General features: G+C 70.9%; 12 protein-coding genes. All 12 read left to right on the forward strand.

Translation table 11 applies throughout. The features are described from left to right. Window positions 1-25 precede the first annotated feature (25 nt). The 12 genes from LK06_RS23870 to LK06_RS23925 all read left to right on the forward strand — a co-directional run bounded on the left by LK06_RS23870 (window position 26) and on the right by LK06_RS23925 (window position 16,651). Window positions 26-1,015: a methionine synthase gene (locus LK06_RS23870; protein WP_039653400.1), complete on the forward strand. Its 990-nt coding sequence runs from the start codon at window positions 26-28 to the stop codon at window positions 1,013-1,015. 39 nt (window positions 1,016-1,054) lie between these two features. Then, window positions 1,055-3,226, forward strand: coding sequence for an NAD-dependent DNA ligase LigA (gene ligA, locus LK06_RS23875; RefSeq protein ID WP_174674003.1), 2,172 nt, complete (start codon window positions 1,055-1,057; stop codon window positions 3,224-3,226). A 259-nt stretch (window positions 3,227-3,485) separates the two neighbouring features. Beyond that, complete coding sequence (locus tag LK06_RS23880; RefSeq protein WP_043432127.1) at window positions 3,486-5,726, forward strand: putative bifunctional diguanylate cyclase/phosphodiesterase; 2,241 nt, start codon at window positions 3,486-3,488, stop codon at window positions 5,724-5,726. Window positions 5,727-5,921: 195 nt separating this feature from the next. Further along, a complete protein-coding gene (gene gatC, locus LK06_RS23885) occupies window positions 5,922-6,218 on the forward strand; it encodes an Asp-tRNA(Asn)/Glu-tRNA(Gln) amidotransferase subunit GatC (RefSeq protein ID WP_018531282.1) in 297 nt (98 codons plus the stop codon). Between the two features lie 2 nt (window positions 6,219-6,220). Further along, on the forward strand, window positions 6,221-7,720 hold the full coding sequence (gene gatA / locus LK06_RS23890) for an Asp-tRNA(Asn)/Glu-tRNA(Gln) amidotransferase subunit GatA (RefSeq protein ID WP_043432129.1): 1,500 nt from the start codon (window positions 6,221-6,223) through the stop codon (window positions 7,718-7,720). Continuing rightward, window positions 7,717-7,956, forward strand: coding sequence for a hypothetical protein (locus tag LK06_RS23895; RefSeq protein WP_039653322.1), 240 nt, complete (start codon window positions 7,717-7,719; stop codon window positions 7,954-7,956). The genes gatA and LK06_RS23895 overlap by 4 nt, the downstream gene beginning before the upstream one ends. Before the next feature lie 16 nt (window positions 7,957-7,972). Further along, the gene (gene gatB / locus LK06_RS23900) at window positions 7,973-9,487 is read left to right on the forward strand and encodes an Asp-tRNA(Asn)/Glu-tRNA(Gln) amidotransferase subunit GatB (protein ID WP_039653320.1); all 1,515 of its coding nucleotides are present in this window, start codon (window positions 7,973-7,975) and stop codon (window positions 9,485-9,487) included. Between the two features lie 127 nt (window positions 9,488-9,614). Further along, window positions 9,615-9,956: a hypothetical protein gene (locus LK06_RS23905; RefSeq protein WP_039653319.1), complete on the forward strand. Its 342-nt coding sequence runs from the start codon at window positions 9,615-9,617 to the stop codon at window positions 9,954-9,956. A gap of 203 nt (window positions 9,957-10,159) precedes the next feature. Continuing rightward, complete coding sequence (locus tag LK06_RS23910) at window positions 10,160-12,391, forward strand: MMPL family transporter (RefSeq protein WP_043432131.1); 2,232 nt, start codon at window positions 10,160-10,162, stop codon at window positions 12,389-12,391. Beyond that, a complete protein-coding gene (locus tag LK06_RS23915) occupies window positions 12,369-12,998 on the forward strand; it encodes a GNAT family N-acetyltransferase (RefSeq protein ID WP_052269955.1) in 630 nt (209 codons plus the stop codon). Before LK06_RS23910 ends, LK06_RS23915 begins: the two co-directional genes overlap by 23 nt. 195 nt (window positions 12,999-13,193) lie before the next feature. Next, a complete protein-coding gene (locus LK06_RS23920; RefSeq protein ID WP_039653315.1) occupies window positions 13,194-13,388 on the forward strand; it encodes a hypothetical protein in 195 nt (64 codons plus the stop codon). A gap of 191 nt (window positions 13,389-13,579) precedes the next feature. Continuing rightward, the gene (locus tag LK06_RS23925; protein WP_174673924.1) at window positions 13,580-16,651 is read left to right on the forward strand and encodes a helix-turn-helix transcriptional regulator; all 3,072 of its coding nucleotides are present in this window, start codon (window positions 13,580-13,582) and stop codon (window positions 16,649-16,651) included. Window positions 16,652-16,679: the final 28 nt, after the last annotated feature.

Consider the following 16,679-nt stretch of genomic DNA (forward strand, 5'->3'; position numbering starts at 1 on the left):
TAGGCTTCACCCCGTGAACGACAACATGCGCTTTGCTGCCGCCACCGGCGTCGGGTCCATGCCCGGCACCGACGCGCGGGAGGCCGCCAAAACCGTCACCGGTAGCGTGGAAGACTTTCCGTTCCTGGCCGAGCTGCCCGCGCGGGGCCCCGGAGCCGACATGATCGGCCGCACCGCCGGGATGCTGGTCGAGTTGTACGCGCGCGTGGAGCCCAGCGGCTGGCGGATCGGGGACCGGCCGGGCCGGGACACCAAGCGGGCCCGGTCCTGGCTGGGGGAGGACCTGGACGCCCTGGAGGAGTTCACCCAGGGGTACCGGGGGGATCTCAAGGTGCAGGCCGTCGGCCCGTGGACCCTGGCTGCCGCACTGGAGCTGAAGAACGGCGAGGTCGCGCTCTCCGACCCCGGCGCATGCCGTGACCTGGCAGCCTCCCTCATCGAGGGGCTGCGGCTGCACCTCGCTGAGGTGCGGCGCCGGGTCCCCGGTGCCCGGATCGTGCTGCAGCTCGATGAGCCGTCCCTCACCCCCGTCCTGCGCGGGAGGGTCCGCACCGCCAGCGGCTACCGCACACACCGGGCCGTGGACCGGCAGACCGTCGAAGCGACGCTGCGGGACGTCGTCGGGGTGCACGACGGGGGACCGGTGGCCGTGCACTCCTGCGCACCGGACGTCCCCTTCGCGCTGCTGCGGAGGGCCGGGGTGGCAGCGGTCTCCTGCGACGCCGCACTGCTCACCGAGCGTGACGACGAGGCGATCGGGGAGGCCATCGAGGCCGGCACGCGGCTGTTCGCCGGTGTCGTGCCGGGCACGGACGGCCCGTTGTCAGACCCTGCCGGTAGCGTCATGGGTGTCAGGACGCTGTGGCGCAGGTTGGGGCTGGGTCCGGGGCTGCTCGCGGAGGCGGTCACGGTCACCCCGGCATGTGGGCTGGCGGGTGCTTCCCCCGCCTACGCGCGCCAGGTGCTCGCCCACTGCGTCCGGGCGGCGAGATCCCTCGCGGACAACCCAGAGTAACGGGAGGACAACACGGTGGCCGGCGACAAGCAGGCGGAGATGACGGCGGTGCCCGCCGAGGCCCGCAACAAGCACGCGCAGCTGGCGGAGCAGGTCGAGGAGCACCGCTTCCGGTACTACGTGAAGGACGCTCCCGTCATCAGTGACGCGGAGTTCGACCAGCTCCTGAAGACTCTGCAGGCCCTGGAGGAGGAGTATCCGGCGCTGCGCACCCCTGACTCGCCGACCCAGAAGGTCGCGGGGTCGTACCAGACGGAGTTCTCGGCGGTCGAGCACCGCCAGCGGATGCTGTCGCTGGACAACACGTTCAACGACGACGAACTCGCCGCCTGGGCCGATCGGATCGCCCGTGACCTGGGCGACCAGGAGTACCACTTCCTGTGCGAGCTGAAGGTCGACGGCCTCGCGGTCAACCTCACCTACGAGCACGGTCGCCTCATCCGCGCGGCCACGCGGGGTGATGGCCGCACCGGGGAGGACATCACCCCGAACGTCCGGACGATCGCGGATATCCCGGACCGGCTGCACGGCGCCGAGGTCCCGGATCTGGTGGAGGTCCGCGGCGAGGTCTACTTCCCGATGGAGAAGTTCCTCGAACTCAACGAACGTCTGGTCGCGGCCGGTGACAAACCGTTCGCCAACCCCCGCAACGCCGCCGCGGGTTCGCTGCGCCAGAAGGACCCGCGCGTCACCGCCACCCGTCCGCTGCGCATGGTCGTCCACGGCATCGGTGCGCTGGAGGGATTCACGGGCATGACCCGCCTCTCCCACGCCTATGAACTGCTGGGGACCTGGGGCCTGCCCACCTCGCGGCACAACCGCGTGGTCAACGACCTCGACGGCGTACGGGAATTCATCGCGTACTACGGCGAGAACCGCCACTCCGTCGAGCACGAGATCGACGGAGTCGTCGTCAAACTGGACGAGATCCGCCTCCAGGGCCGTCTTGGCTCCACCGCGCGGGCGCCCCGCTGGGCCATCGCCTACAAGTACGCGCCGGAGGAGGCCAACACCAAGCTCATCGACATCAAGGTGGGCGTCGGCCGCACCGGCCGCGTCACGCCCTACGCCCACGTCGAGCCGGTCACGGTGGCCGGCAGCGAGGTGGAGTTCGCCACCCTGCACAACCAGGAGGTCGTCAAGGCCAAGGGCGTGCTCATCGGCGACACGGTCGTCATCCGCAAGGCCGGTGACGTCATCCCGGAGATCCTCGGTCCGGTGGCTGACCTCAGGGACGGCAGCGAGCGGGAGTTCGTGATGCCGGGCGAGTGCCCCGAGTGCGGTACGCCGCTCCGGCCCATGAAGGAGGGCGACATCGACCTCCGCTGCCCGAACGCCCGTACCTGCCCGGCACAGTTGCGCGAGCGGGTGTCCTACCTCGCGGGCCGCGAGTGCCTGGACATCGAGCACTTCGGCGAGGTGGCCGCCGCCGCGCTCACCCGCCCGCTGGAGCCGGCCGATCCGCCGCTGGTGGACGAGGGCGACCTGTTCGACCTGACGGTGGACAGGCTGCTGCCCATCAAGGCCTATGTCCTCGACCCGGACAGCGGTCTGCCCAAGCGGGACCCCAGGACGGGCGAGGAGAAGGTCGTCACCGTGTTCGCCAACCAGAAGGGCGAACCCAAGAAGAACACCCTCGCCCTGCTGGAGAACATCGAGGCGGCCAAGCGGCGTCCGCTGGCCCGCTTCCTGAACGGCCTGTCGATTCGACACGTGGGGCCGGTGGCCGCCCAGGCCCTCGCCCGCGCGTTCCGGTCCGTCGACCGCATCGAACAGGCCACCGAGGAGGAGCTCGCGACCACCGACGGCGTCGGCCCGGTCATCGCCGCCGCGCTCAAGGAATGGTTCGCCGAGGAGTGGCACCGTGAGATCGTCCGCAAATGGAAGGCCGCCGGAGTCCCGCTGGAGGAGCAGTCTTCCGGCGAGGACGAGGGGCCGCGCCCGCTGGAGGGGCTCACGGTCGTCGTCACCGGCACTCTGGAGAATTCCACCCGGGACGGTGCCAAGGAGGCCCTGCAGAGCCGAGGCGCGAAGGTGACCGGTTCGGTTTCCAAGAAGACCTCGTTCGTTGTTGTGGGTGACAACCCTGGATCGAAATACGACAAGGCCATGCAGCTCAAGGTTCCGGTTCTGAACGAGGACGGTTTCGCCGTCCTTTTGGAGCAAGGCCCCGAAGCCGCGGCCGAAGTCGCACTTCCGACCGGGGAGTAGCGGTTGAAGGCCACCCGATCGGCGCATATCAGTTGCATACGGGTGGCCCGTGCCTATTCGGGCAACCGTCGACGACCGGTGCCCGTGGAAGCCTTCTGCGGCCTACTGTTGAGGGGTGCGCCTGCCGTGTCCAGCTGCGGCCGGGGCATCCCCCTGCCCACCAGAGGCGCGGGGAAGGTTTCTTCGACGCGGAGCCGCTGATGGCTGTCGGGCATCGGGCCGCGTGGCGTGGGTACCGCCGGCTGTGAGAGGGACGGGAATGGAACCGACCGAGAGCGTCGCCCCGGACTCACGGCTGCGTCTGCGCCGCCGTGCGGGCGGATGGCGGGGGAACCGGCGGACGGGTCGCGGTTGCGGGTGGACCGGCGGTCAGGCACGCCTGTCGGGGCCGGCCGTCGGTACCAAGGCGCGGCCTCCCACATCCCTGGCCATCGAGTCTGCCCCTGGCCCGGTGGGCGCCGGGTCCGAACGCCACCTGTCCTGGCCCGCACCGCCCGCCTCCGTCGTGGCAGCGGCCGGATTCGTCCTGGGCGCCGGCTTCTACCGCGCCTTCGCCGACCAGCACGCCCTCTTCCCCAGCGGTACGGTCGGTTGGTCGCTGGCCCTGCTCACCGGCATCATCGTCTGCCACCTCGTCATGCTGGGCCGCGCCCGCTGGTGGAGCGGCACCGGTTCCGGCGTCGCCCTCACCCTCGCCGTTCTGCTGCTGTACGGCTGGGTGCCCGCAGGCCTGGTGAGCCTCACGGTCGTCGTCCTGGTCGGCATCGCCCGACGACACGACTGGCGGCAGGGCGTACTGCATGGCGCGGTCGACATCCTCGGCATCGGCGCCGGCGCTCTGCTGCTCAGCGCGTTCGGCAGGATCCCGAGTGTTGAGGAGCCCTGGCGGCCGGACAGCTGGAGCATCACCACCGCACCCGAGGTCGTGCTCGCCGCCGCCACCTACCTCGCCGTCAGCCGCGGCCTGCTGTGGTACCTGCATGCCCCACGCGGCGGCAGGGTCCCCGCCATCGACCGCTCCGCCTTGGTCAGACAGGGCCTCGTCGCCGTCGCGCTGCTCGGGATCGCGCCCCTGCTCTGCGTTGTCGCGGACGCCCAGCCGGTCTTGTTGCCGCTGTTCGCCATCCCGCTCATCGCTCTCGACTCCACCCTGTGGATGGCGCACGCCCGCGCCGAGGAGCAACTGCGTGATCTGCTGACCGGGCTGCCCAACCGGCAGTGGCTGCTGGAGCGGATCTGGACTGCTCTCGACGACGCCGAACGCATCGGTGCCCGTGCTGCCCTCATGCTGATCGACCTCGACCGGTTCCGGTCGGTGAACGACACCCTCGGTCATCTCGCCGGTGACCGGCTGTTGCTCCAGATAGCCGACCGGCTGCGGCTCGCGCTGCCGCGCGGCGCCGAGGCCGCCCGGCTCGGCGGCGACGAGTTCGCCGTGTTACTGCCGGTAGCAGACTCCACCACCTCGGCCACCCGCGCCGCCCGCAGTCTCGTCACCGCGCTCAGCTCGCCCCTGGACCTGGACGGGCTCACCCTTGTGCTGGAGGCCAGTGCGGGTGTCGCCGTCTTCCCTGACCATGCGCTCGACGCGGAAGGGCTGCTGCGTCGGGCCGACGTGGCGATGTACCAGGCGAAGAGGGACCGTACGGGCGTGGAGGCGTACGAGTCCAAGAGGGACTCCAACACCCCGGACCGGCTTGGTCTCCTGGGCGATCTGCGGCGGGCGTTGGAGGCGAACGACGTAGAGCTTCACTACCAGCCCAAGGTCCGTTTCGACGGGCAGGTCGCAGGGCTGGAGGCACTGGTGCGCTGGGTGCATCCCGAGCGCGGGAAGGTGCCGCCGGACGAGTTCATAGCGATCGCCGAGTCCTCCGGGTTGATGCCCTATCTGACGGAGTACGTCCTGGAGACCGCGCTCGCGCAGGTTGCCCGTTGGCGGGCGCAGGGGTTGCGTGTGCCGGTCGCCGTGAACGTCTCCCCGCGCGATGTCCACACGCCGGGGTTCGCCGGCTCGGTCGCCGCCCGGTTGGCCCGGCACGGGGTCCCGGCCGGAGCGCTCCAGCTGGAGATAACCGAACACGTCCTGCTGGAGGATCCGCAGCAGGCCGCCGACACCCTCGCCGGACTCACCGGGCACGGTGTGAAGATGTCCCTGGACGACTTCGGCACGGGGTACTCGTCCCTGGTCCATCTGCGGCGGTTGCCGGTCAGCGAGCTGAAGATCGACCGTTCCTTCGTTGCCCGGCTGGCCGTCGACACCGAGGACGCGGAGATCGTGCGCTGCACGGTCGACCTGGCCCATTCGCTCGGTTTGCTGGTCGTCGCCGAGGGCGTGGAGGACGACGAAACCTGGGAGCGGCTGCGGGACCTGGGCTGTGACGCCGTACAGGGCTGGCTGGTTGCCGCAGCGATGCCGCCCGAGGAGACGACGGCATGGCTGCGTGCGCGGGGGTCGCGTGGCTGGCAGCGGCCCCGGGCGGCACTGCCGGCCGCCGAGTAGTAGTCGCGGTGGCCACGCGCTACCGGTGCCGTCGCGCCTGGCCGCGGCGACCGCTTCGTCAGGGGCGGATTCCGGGACGGACGCCGTGCCCGTGGTCGTACTCGCCGGGGTCCGGGTCAGCCGTTTCACGGGCACCCGGCGCGGCCCCATAGGATTGGGCCCAAACGACACGCACTCACCCCAGAGGATCGCTGCATGCCTGGCATCACGCGCGAGGAGGTCGCCCACCTCGCCCGGCTGGCGCGTCTGGAGCTGAAGCCCGAAGAACTCGACCACTTCGCAGGCCAGCTGGACGACATCATTGGCGCGGTCGCACGCGTCAGCGAGGTCGCCGACCAAGACGTACCGCCGACCTCGCACCCGCTCCCGCTGACGAACGTCATGCGCGCGGACGAGGTCCGTCCCTCGCTCACCCCCGAGCAGGCGCTCTCCGGCGCCCCGGCCCAGGAGCAGCAGCGTTTCAAGGTGCCGCAGATCCTGGGGGAGGACTGACCATGACGGACAGCACCATCATCAAGCTCACCGCGGCCCAGACCGCCGCGAAGATCGCCTCCGGCGAGTTGACCGCCGTCGAGGTCGCCGAGGCCCACCTCGCCCGGATCGAGGCCGTGGACGAGAAGGTGCACGCCTTCCTGCACCTCGACCGCGAGGGTGCTCTCGCCCAGGCCCGCGCGGTGGACGAGAAGCGGGCCCGTGGCGAGAAGCTCGGCCCGCTGGCCGGCGTTCCGCTCGCACTGAAGGACATCTTCACCACCGAGGGCGTGCCCACGACCGTCGGCTCCAAGATCCTTGAGGGCTGGATCCCGCCGTACGACGCCACGCTCACCAAGCGGCTCAAGGCCGCCGACGTCGTCATCCTCGGCAAGACCAACATGGACGAGTTCGCCATGGGGTCCTCCACCGAGAACAGCGCCTACGGGCCGACCGGAAACCCGTGGGACCTCACCAGGATCCCCGGCGGCTCCGGCGGCGGCTCCTCGGCCGCACTCGCTGCCTTCGAGGCGCCCCTGGCCATCGGCACCGACACCGGCGGCTCCATCCGCCAGCCCGCGGCCGTCACCGGCACGGTCGGCGTCAAGCCGACGTACGGCGCGGTGTCCCGCTACGGCATGGTGGCGTTCTCGTCTTCCCTCGACCAGGGCGGCCCCTGCGCCCGTACGGTCCTGGACGCGGCCCTGCTGCACGAGGTCATCGCCGGACACGACCCGCTCGACTCCACCTCCATCGACGCACCGGTCCCACCGGTCGTCGAGGCCGCCCGCAACGGCAGCGTCCAGGGAATGCGCGTCGGCGTGGTCCAGCAGTTCCGCGGCGAGGGCTACCAGGCCGGCGTCATCCAGCGCTTCGACGAGTCCGTTGAACTGCTGAGGGAACTGGGCGCCGAGATCGTCGAGCTGGACTGCCCGTCCTTCGACCTCGCCCTGTCGGCGTACTACCTGATCGCTCCCTCGGAGTGCTCCTCCAACCTCGCCCGTTTCGATGGCCTGCGCTACGGTCTGAGGGCCGGCGACGACGGCGAGCACTCGGCGGAGGAGGTCACCTCCCTCACCCGTGAGGCGGGCTTCGGCCCCGAGGTCAAGCGCCGCATCATGCTCGGCACCTATGCCCTGAGCTCCGGCTACTACGACGCCTACTACGGCTCCGCGCAGAAGGTACGCACGCTCATCACGCGCGACTTCGAGAAGGCCTTCGAGCAGGTCGACGTGATCGTCTCCCCGACGACCCCGACGACCGCCTTCGCGATCGGTGAGCGTGCCGACGACCCGATGGCGATGTACCTCGCCGACCTGTGCACCATCCCGACCAACCTGGCGGGCAACGCGGCGATGTCCCTGCCGTGCGGACTCGCGCCGGAGGACAACCTTCCGGTGGGCCTGCAGATCATCGCCCCGGCGCTGAAGGACGACCGGCTGTACAAGGTCGGCGCCGCCGTCGAGGCCGCCTTCGTGGAAAAGTGGGGGCACCCGCTGCTGGAGGAGGCTCCGTCGCTGTGAGCGCACTGACCAAGGCCAAGGGCTTCAAGAAGTCCAAGTCCGGTACGTACCTGTCCATGGCCACCACCGCGTTCGGCGCGGTGAGCGTCGTCAAGCAGATCAAGAAGGCGCGGCTGGAGAACGACACGCTGCGGTTGATCGACGCCACGGTGTCCGCCGCTGCGATCGTCACCGGCCTCGCCATCCTCTACCGCGAGCTGAAGCGGTTGGGCGACGACGACGTCCTGCTGGGCTGAGAGGGAAGTTTTCACCGTGACCACCACGACCGACCTGGTGTCGTACGAGGACGCGCTTGCGTCGTACGACCCCGTCATGGGCCTTGAGGTCCATGTCGAACTCGGCACCAAGACCAAGATGTTCTGCGGTTGCTCGACCGCGCTCGGTGCGGACGCCAACAGCCAGACCTGCCCCGTCTGCCTCGGCCTGCCCGGCGCGCTTCCGGTCGTCAACGCGACCGGCGTCGAGTCCGCGATCAAGATCGGTCTCGCGCTGAACTGCGAGATCGCCGAATGGTGCCGCTTCGCCCGGAAGAACTACTTCTATCCGGACATGCCGAAGAACTTCCAGACCTCCCAATACGACGAACCGATCGCCTTCAACGGCTACCTCGATGTGCAGTTGGAGGACGGCGAGGTCTTCCGCGTGGAGATCGAGCGCGCCCACATGGAGGAGGACACCGGCAAGTCGACGCACGTCGGCGGCGCGACGGGCCGTATCCACGGCGCCTCGCACTCCCTCCTCGACTACAACCGTGCGGGCATCCCGCTCATCGAGATCGTCACCAAGCCGATCGTCGGCGCGGGCGAGCGCGCTCCCGAGGTCGCCCGGGCCTACGTCCGTGAACTGCGCGAGGTCATCCGCGCCCTCGGCGTGTCCGAGGCCCGCATGGAGATGGGCCAGATGCGCTGCGACGTGAACCTGTCACTGATGCCCAAGGGCAGCGACACGTTCGGCACCCGGAGCGAGACCAAGAACGTCAACTCCCTGCGCTCGGTGGAGCGTGCGGCCCGGTACGAGGTCCAGCGGCACGCGGGCGTCCTCTCCGGCGGCGGCAAGATCGTCCAGGAGACCCGCCACTTCCACGAGGACACCGGGTCCACCACCTCGGGCCGTGTGAAGGAGGAGGCCGAGGACTACCGGTACTTCCCGGAGCCCGACCTCGTCCCCGTGGCACCGTCGCGCGAGTGGGTCGAGGAGATCCGGGCGGCCCTGCCCGAGCTGCCACTGGTCCGCCGCACCCGGCTGCTCACCGAATGGGGCATCTCCACCACCGACATGCAGGCGATCCTCAACGCCGGTGCCCTGGACCCGATCGTCGCCACGATCGTCGCCGGCGCCGACGCGGCTGCCGCCCGCAAGTGGTGGATGGGTGAACTCGCACGCAGCGCCAACGAGTCCGGCAAGGCCCTGGACGAGCTGCCGATCACACCGCAGCAGGTGGCCCGGGTCACCGAGCTGGTCGCGAACGGCGACCTGAACGACAAGCTCGCACGTCAGGTCATCGAAGGTGTCCTCGCGGGCGAAGGCACCCCGGAGGAGGTCGTCGACCAGCGCGGCCTGAAGGTGGTGTCCGACGAGGGAGCGCTGACCGCCGCCGTGGACGAGGCCATCGCGGGCAACCCGGCCATCGCGGACAAGATCCGCGGCGGCAAGGTCGCCGCAGCCGGCGCCCTGGTCGGCGCGGTCATGAAGGCCACTCGCGGTCAGGCCGACGCGGCCCGCGTCAAGGAACTGATCCTGCAGAAGCTGGGCGTCGGCGAAGGCTGAACCCACACCCCACGCAGTACGGCCCCGGAGGATCCCCTCCGGGGCCGTACCCCTCTGCACGCGGCCCCCGCGGCGGTGCCCCCGTGCGTGCCCGGTTTCCCAGCCGGAGGCGATACGCTCACCCGCCATGAGTGGACGTACCCCTTCCGAGGCCGAGCTCGGGATATCCGGGGAATGTGATCAGGGCGAAGGGGACGAGCGAGAGGAACGGGACGTGGCCGCCGGGGACCCCCGGCGGGCTCGCTGGGTCGCCACCGTTGCCGGAACCCTGCTCACCCTCGCCGGGCTGGCCGCCGCACTGCTCCGGCTCACCCGTTCCGCTCCGGCGCTCGTGCCGGCCGCCTATGCGCTCGGTGCCCTCGTGTGCGCCGTCGCCGCGACCCTCGGGCACCGGGGCCGGACCCGCAGGGCCCTGTGGCTGTTGATCCTCGGGGTGATGCTCATGGCGCTCGGAGACCAGTCCGGCTGAACGCAGCCTTCGGGCGACAGGATCCGCCGGGGCGTCCTGTGACGTCTCTCGCACTGCTGTGAATAACGACACGAACACGGCAAACGATCATTTTCGCCTGCAAGAGTGTCCTGAGATTGCTCATACGTTCTTTGCGGGCTGTTCAGTCTCTCGACGATCGTTCCCGGTCAAAGATCCAAAAATCGTCCCCTGGGAGCACGTCCGTGGCAGCCCTCGCCCGTTGGTGTGTCCGGCATCGCCTGATCACCGTCCTGCTGTGGCTCCTCGCCTTCGGCGGGGTCACCGCTGCCGGAGCCGCGGCCGGTTCGGCGTACTCGAACGACTACGGGGTTCCCGGGACCGAATCCGGCCATGCGGCCGAACTACTCAAGAAGGGTTTCCCGCACCTGGGCGGGGACACCGACACCGTCGTCTGGCACACGACCGACGGCACGGTCCGTGACGCCGACGTCGAGCAGACCATGACCGGCACCCTGGACCGGATCGCCGAGTTGCCCGGAGTGGCATCGGTGTCCGGTCCGTACAGCGGTCAGGGCGGCCACCGGATCAGCGCTGACGGCCGCACGGCCTACGCCACCGTCACCTTCACCCAACAGGCCGAGGACATCGGCGCGGCCGAGGCGCAGTCCGTGGTGCGGACCGCCAAGGCCGCCGGAGGCGACGGGCTCCAGGTGGAGCTGGGCGGCACCGCCGTCGGGCTCACCGAGTCACCGCGCGGCCACACCGCCGAGGTGGTCGGCGTGGCCGTCGCAGCCGTCGTGTTGTTCCTCGCCTTCGGCTCGCTCGCCGCCTCGCTGCTGCCGATCGCCACCGCGTTGGTCGGCGTCGGTACCGCCTACGCCGGGATCGGTCTGCTCGGGCATGCCATGACCGTCGCTGACTTCGCCCCCATGCTCGGCATGCTGATCGGCCTCGGCGTCGGCATCGACTACGCGCTCTTCATCGTGACCAGGCACCGGCGCGGCCTGAAACGCGGCCTGAGTGTCGCCGACGCCACCACGAACGCCGTCGCCACCACCGGACGCGCGGTCGTGTTCGCGGGCGCGACGGTGTGCATCGCGCTGCTCGGCATGCTCATACTCCGGTTGAGCTTCCTCAACGGGGTCGCCGTGGCCGCCTGTCTGACCGTTGTGCTGACCGTGGCGGCCTCCGTCACCCTGCTGCCCGCGCTGCTCTCGTACATCGGTCCGCGCGCGCTCAGCCGACGCGAGCGGCGCCGACTCGCCGACCACGGGCCGGGACCGGAGCTGCCCGCCGGCCTCGCCGCCCGCTGGTCCGCACTGGTCGAGCGCCGCCCCAAGCTACTCGGCTCGCTCGCCGTCGCCGCCATCGCCCTGCTCGCCCTGCCGACCCTCTCCCTCCGCCTCGGCACCTCCGACCAGGGCAACGACCCCCGCGCCTCCACCACCCGCCAGGCCTACGACCTGCTCGCAGAGGGCTTCGGTCCCGGAGTGAACGGGCCGCTGACACTGGTGACACGGGTGGACGGCGCGGACGACAGGCTCGCCCTGGACAACCTCGACACCACCTTGCGCGACACACCGGGTGTCTCTTCCGTCACCCCGGTCACCTACGCGACCGGTGGGGACACGGCCTACCTCACCGTCGTCCCGGACTCCGCGCCCCAGTCGCAGTCGACCAGCCAGCTCGTGAACCGGCTGCGCACCGAGGTACTGCCCCGCGCGGAGCGGGGTACCTCCCTGGACGTCCAGGTCGGCGGGGTGACGGCCGGCTACGACGACTTCGCGGCGGTGATCGTCGGCAAGCTGCCGCTGTTCGTCGGTACGGTCATCGGGCTCGGCTGCCTCTTGCTGCTCGTCGCCTTCCGTTCGCTCGGCATCCCGCTCAAGGCCGGGGCGATGAACATCGCCGCCGTCGCCGCCGCGTTCGGCATCGTCGTCGCCGTCTTCCAGTGGGGCTGGGGCAGTGACCTGCTCGGACTGGGACGCGCCGGCCCCATCGAGCCCTTCCTGCCGGTGATCATGGTCTCGGTCCTGTTCGGACTCTCCATGGACTACCAGGTCTTCCTGGTCAGCCGGATGTACGAGGAATGGCTGGAGACCGGCGACAACCGGCGCGCCGTCCGCGTGGGCCTGGCCGAAACCAGCCGGGTGATCAACTCCGCCGCGGTCATCATGATCTCGGTCTTCCTCGCCTTCGTGCTCAGCGGCGACCGCGTGATCGCCATGTTCGGCATCGCACTGGCCGCCGCTGTCGCCCTGGACGCCTTCGTGCTGCGCACCCTGCTCGTCCCCGCCCTGATGCACCTGCTCGGCGCCGCCAACTGGTGGCTGCCGGGCTGGCTGGAGCGCAGGCTGCCGCGCATCAGCATCGAGCCGCCCGAGTGCCACGCCGCCCATGAGAGGCTCGGCGACGTCTCGGTGGACGAACTGCGGAAGGAACGGCAGCGCGATGTACGCGATATCCCTGGGTGACGACGGTGCCGAACTCGTGCCTCTGGAGGTCTGGCACGCAGAGGAACTGCTTGCCAGCATCGACCGGGGACGCGAGTTCATCGGCCGGCACGTCGGGCTGCCGGACGTGGTCTCCGATCTGGACGGCGCCCGGGCCTGGCTGACGTCGTACGCCGGCAAACGCGCCGCCGACGGTGGTGGCGTGCACGGGATCCGGCTGGACGGCAAACTCGTCGGCGGGCTGTTGTTCCGGGTCTGGGACACCCCGAGCGGGGTCTGCGAGGCCGGCTGCTGGCTGGAACCCGCGGCGGCCGGGCGCGGGCTGGTCACGCGCGGGATGCGGGTGCTGCTCGACTGGGCCTTCGAAGAGCGCCGTATGCATCGGGTGGAATGGCACGTGTCGTCCGCCAACGAGCCCAGCATCAACGTGGCCCGGCGGCTCGGCATGACCCGTGAGGGCGTGCTGCGCGAGAACTACCCGCACCGCGGCGTGCGCACCAGCACGGAGATCTGGGCGGTGCTCGCCCCCGAGTGGCGCGCCGCACGCGGACATGCCTCGCACACCAGCCATGGGGGGATCCCCCAAGAGCATTCCGAGCGCACTGCCCGGCCCGCCGCGGCCGACTGAGAAGCCGCACGTCGGGGGGCCTTAGGGAATCTGCGCGCACCGTCGGGGTGACCTAAGGCCCCTTACCCGTGCATGCGGTCGGCCGGCGGGCCGAAGATGCGGAACTCTCCCGATGTGGCGCACCCCCCTGGGAGACGAAGGTGGAGGCATCGCAGAAAGCGAAGCACCACACCGCCTCTCCCCGAAGGACACGCCATGTTCGAGATCGAGTACCACCGGATGCGTTCCGCCGAACTGATCCGCGAGGCCGAGCGGGAGCGCCTGGCCCGCGCCGCCGCCCGGACACCACGCGCCGCCCGCCGCCGTCGCGGGGCTGCCGGCCACGGTGACGCAGCCGCCGAACCGCATACCGGTCGCTCCCGCAGGCGCCGGCTCCCGCGCGCCGCGTGACCGCCGGCCCGGCCGCGGACAGGGCGGAGGGCGACCGTACGGGGGTCGGCCACCCTCCGCCCCAGGGTCGTACGGCTCCCCGGCAGAGTCGTACGACCCTTCCGCCGGTCGGCCCGCCCCTTCCGGTCGCTGGTAGGACCATCGCACCGAAGCTGTGGAAAACCGCTGCCGTTCCCTCGGGACCTCGTGCGATGCTCGGGCCCGTGGAGACCAGGTCCGTCAGTCCCGTGTTCGTCGGTCGCACCGACGAACTGGCCACTTTGAACGACGCGCTCACCCGTGCCGCCAGGGACGCCTCCCTGGCGTCCGGCACCGCGGGAGAGCCGCAGGCGTTGCTGCTCGGCGGCGAGGCGGGCGTCGGCAAGACCCGACTCGTCGAGGAGTTCACCACGGCCGCGGCGCACCGCGGTGCGGTCGTGGCGCTCGGTGGCTGCGTGGAGATCGGCGCCGACGGGCTGCCCTTCGCTCCTTTCTCCACCGCCCTGCGCGCCCTGCGCGAGGCCCTGCCCGAGGACTTCGCCGCCGCGGCGACCGGCCAGGAGGAGGAACTGGCCCGGTTGCTGCCCGAACTGGGCGAGGCCACCGCGGGCCGGCATGACGAGCAGGGCATGGCCCGCCTCTTCGAACTCACCGTGCGACTGCTGGAGCGGGTCGCCGCCGCACGCCCGGTCGTGCTCGTGCTTGAGGACCTGCACTGGGCCGACGCCTCCACCCGTCACCTGCTCGCCTACCTGTTCCGCACGGTGCGCGCCGGTCGTCTTCTCGTTCTCGCCACCTACCGTTCCGACGACATCCACCGTCGCCACCCGCTGCGCCCGCTGCTCGCCGAACTCGACCGCCTGCGCACCGTCCGCCGCATCGAACTCGCCCGCTTCACCCGAGAGGAGGTCGGCCGCCAGATCGCCGGCATCCTGGCCGCCGAACCCGATCCCGCCCAGGTGGACGAGATCTTCGAACGCAGTGACGGCAACGCCTTCTTCGTCGAGGAACTCGCCGTCGCCGGCTGCGTGGGCAACTGCACCGGTCTGACCGACTCCCTGCGCGACCTGCTCCTGGTCCGTGTCGAGGCGCTGCCCGAGAGCGCTCAGCGGGTCGCCCGGGTTGTCGCCGAAGGCGGCTCCACCGTGGAGTACCGGTTGATCGCCGCCGTCGCCGGGCTCACCGAGGACGACCTCATCGAGGCGCTCCGGGCGGCCGTCGGCGCCAACATCCTCACCGTCACTCCGGCCGGTGACGGTTACCGCTTCCGACACTCACTGGTCCGCGAGGCCGTCGCCGACGACCTCCTGCCCGGTGAACGCTCCCGGCTCAACCGCCGCTACGCCCAAGCCCTGGAGGCCGATCCCGCGCTCGTCGCGGACGACGCCCGTGTGATGCGCCTGGCCAGCTACTGGTACCACGCCCACGACGCCGCCAAAGCCCTGCCCGTCGTCCTGGATGCCTCCGTCGTCGCCCGCCGGCGCCACGCCTACACCGAACAGCTCGGTCTTCTGGAAAGGGCGATGGAGCTGTGGGACAGCGTTTCCGACGAGGTGCGCTCCGCCCTGCGCCCGGTCGACTGCGGCGAGGGCTGCCCTTCGAGCGGCGGAGCCCCGGCCGGTAGTCCGCTGCGCTACCTCGACCTGATGGCCGAGGCGTCCGTGGCGGGCCGGTTCGGCGGCGAACGCGAACGCGCACTGAAGATCACCAAGCGGGCCCTGCGCCTGTTGGAGGACGAACCGGACCCCATCCGCGCCGCCTGGTTCTGGGTGCAGCGTTCCCGACTCGTCCAGGCCCTGGCCCGCGGTGACGGGTGGCGGGAACTGGCCATCGCCCAGGACCTCGTGCGCGGCCTGCCGCCCTCGGAGATGCACGCGGAGGTGTTGGCACTCGCCGCCAACTGGTCCATGCTGCACCGGCCCGGTCCCGAGGCCTTCGCCGCCGCCGAGCGGGCCGTCAGGTACGCGCACATGGTCGGCGCCCGGGACACGGAACTGCACGCCCGCCTCACTCTCGGCTGCCTCATGGTGGATTCCGGCGATCCGGAGACCGGCTTCGGGGAGCTGCGGCAGGTCCTGCGGGACACCCTCGCGGAGGGCGTGCACCATGTCGCGGGCCGCGCCTATGTGAACCTGCCGTCCGAACTGCAGAGCGTCGGCCGTGACCGGGAGGCCGTACCCGTCCTGCGTGAAGGCATCGCCTTCGCCCGCACGTACGGACTACTGGACTCCGAGGCCTGGATGTGGAGCAATCTGTCCGAGGCGCTGTACTCGCTCGGCCAGTGGCAGGAGGCTGCCGAGGCCGCCGGGCATGCAGCTCGGGTCGGCCACAGCGCCAAGCCCCGCGGTGCCGGGGCCGTGCGCCTGGCCCACCTCGCCCTGGCCCGCGGAGAACTCGGTGAGACCGGGCGGCAGCTCGCTACCGCCCGCGCCCACTACGGCACCCACGACCCCATGCCCCAGCACTCGCTGCTGCTGGCCCGCATTGCCATCGGTGTGGCCGCCGGAGAGGGCCGCATCGCAGACGTTCGCGCCGAACTGCGCCGGGCCCTCGACACCGGCTTCCCGCCCGGCACCCACCGCTACGGCTGGCCGCTGCTGCTGGCCGCCGCCATCGCCGAGGCCGACGCCCGTACCCCGCCCGCCGCCCGGACCGACCGTGCCGAGAACCTCGACCGGCTCGCCGAAGCCGCGCGGAACCTGACCACGGGAGTCCCGCTCTGGCATGCCTACGGCCAGTGGACCCGCGCCGAACTGCTGCGGGCCGAGGCCCAGGACAGTGTAGACACCTGGTCGTCGGCGGTCACCGCCTTCGAACGCCTGGACCGTCCCTACGACCTCGCCCGGGTCCGTCACCGTCTCGCCGGAGCGCTGCTGGCCAAGGGGGGCGACGGCGAGCGCGACCGTGCGGCGGAACTGCTCCGACTGGCCGGCTCGGTCGCCGCCCACCTCGACGCCCGGCCCCTGGCCGCGGAGGTCGCCCTACTCGCCCAGCGCGCCCGCCTCCCGCTGAACCGTGTCCCACGGCAGGCACTCGCCCCCGCCGACCCGGCCGCGGCTCTCGGCCTCACCAGCCGGGAGCAGGAGGTCCTGCGCCTGGTCGCGGCCGGCCGCACCAACCGCCAGATAGCCCAGGAGCTGTTCATCTCGCCGAAGACCGCGAGTGTCCACGTCTCCAACATCCTGGGGAAACTCGACGTCTCGGGCCGGGGCGAAGCGGCGGCGCTGGCCCACCGGCTGGGGCTGTTCCCGCCCGAGACGCTCGCTGCCCAACCGACCGGGTAAGACATACGCTGGAGGAAACCGGCAGTGG

It is taken from the genome of Streptomyces pluripotens (assembly GCF_000802245.2).
Lineage (GTDB): Bacteria > Actinomycetota > Actinomycetes > Streptomycetales > Streptomycetaceae > Streptomyces > Streptomyces pluripotens.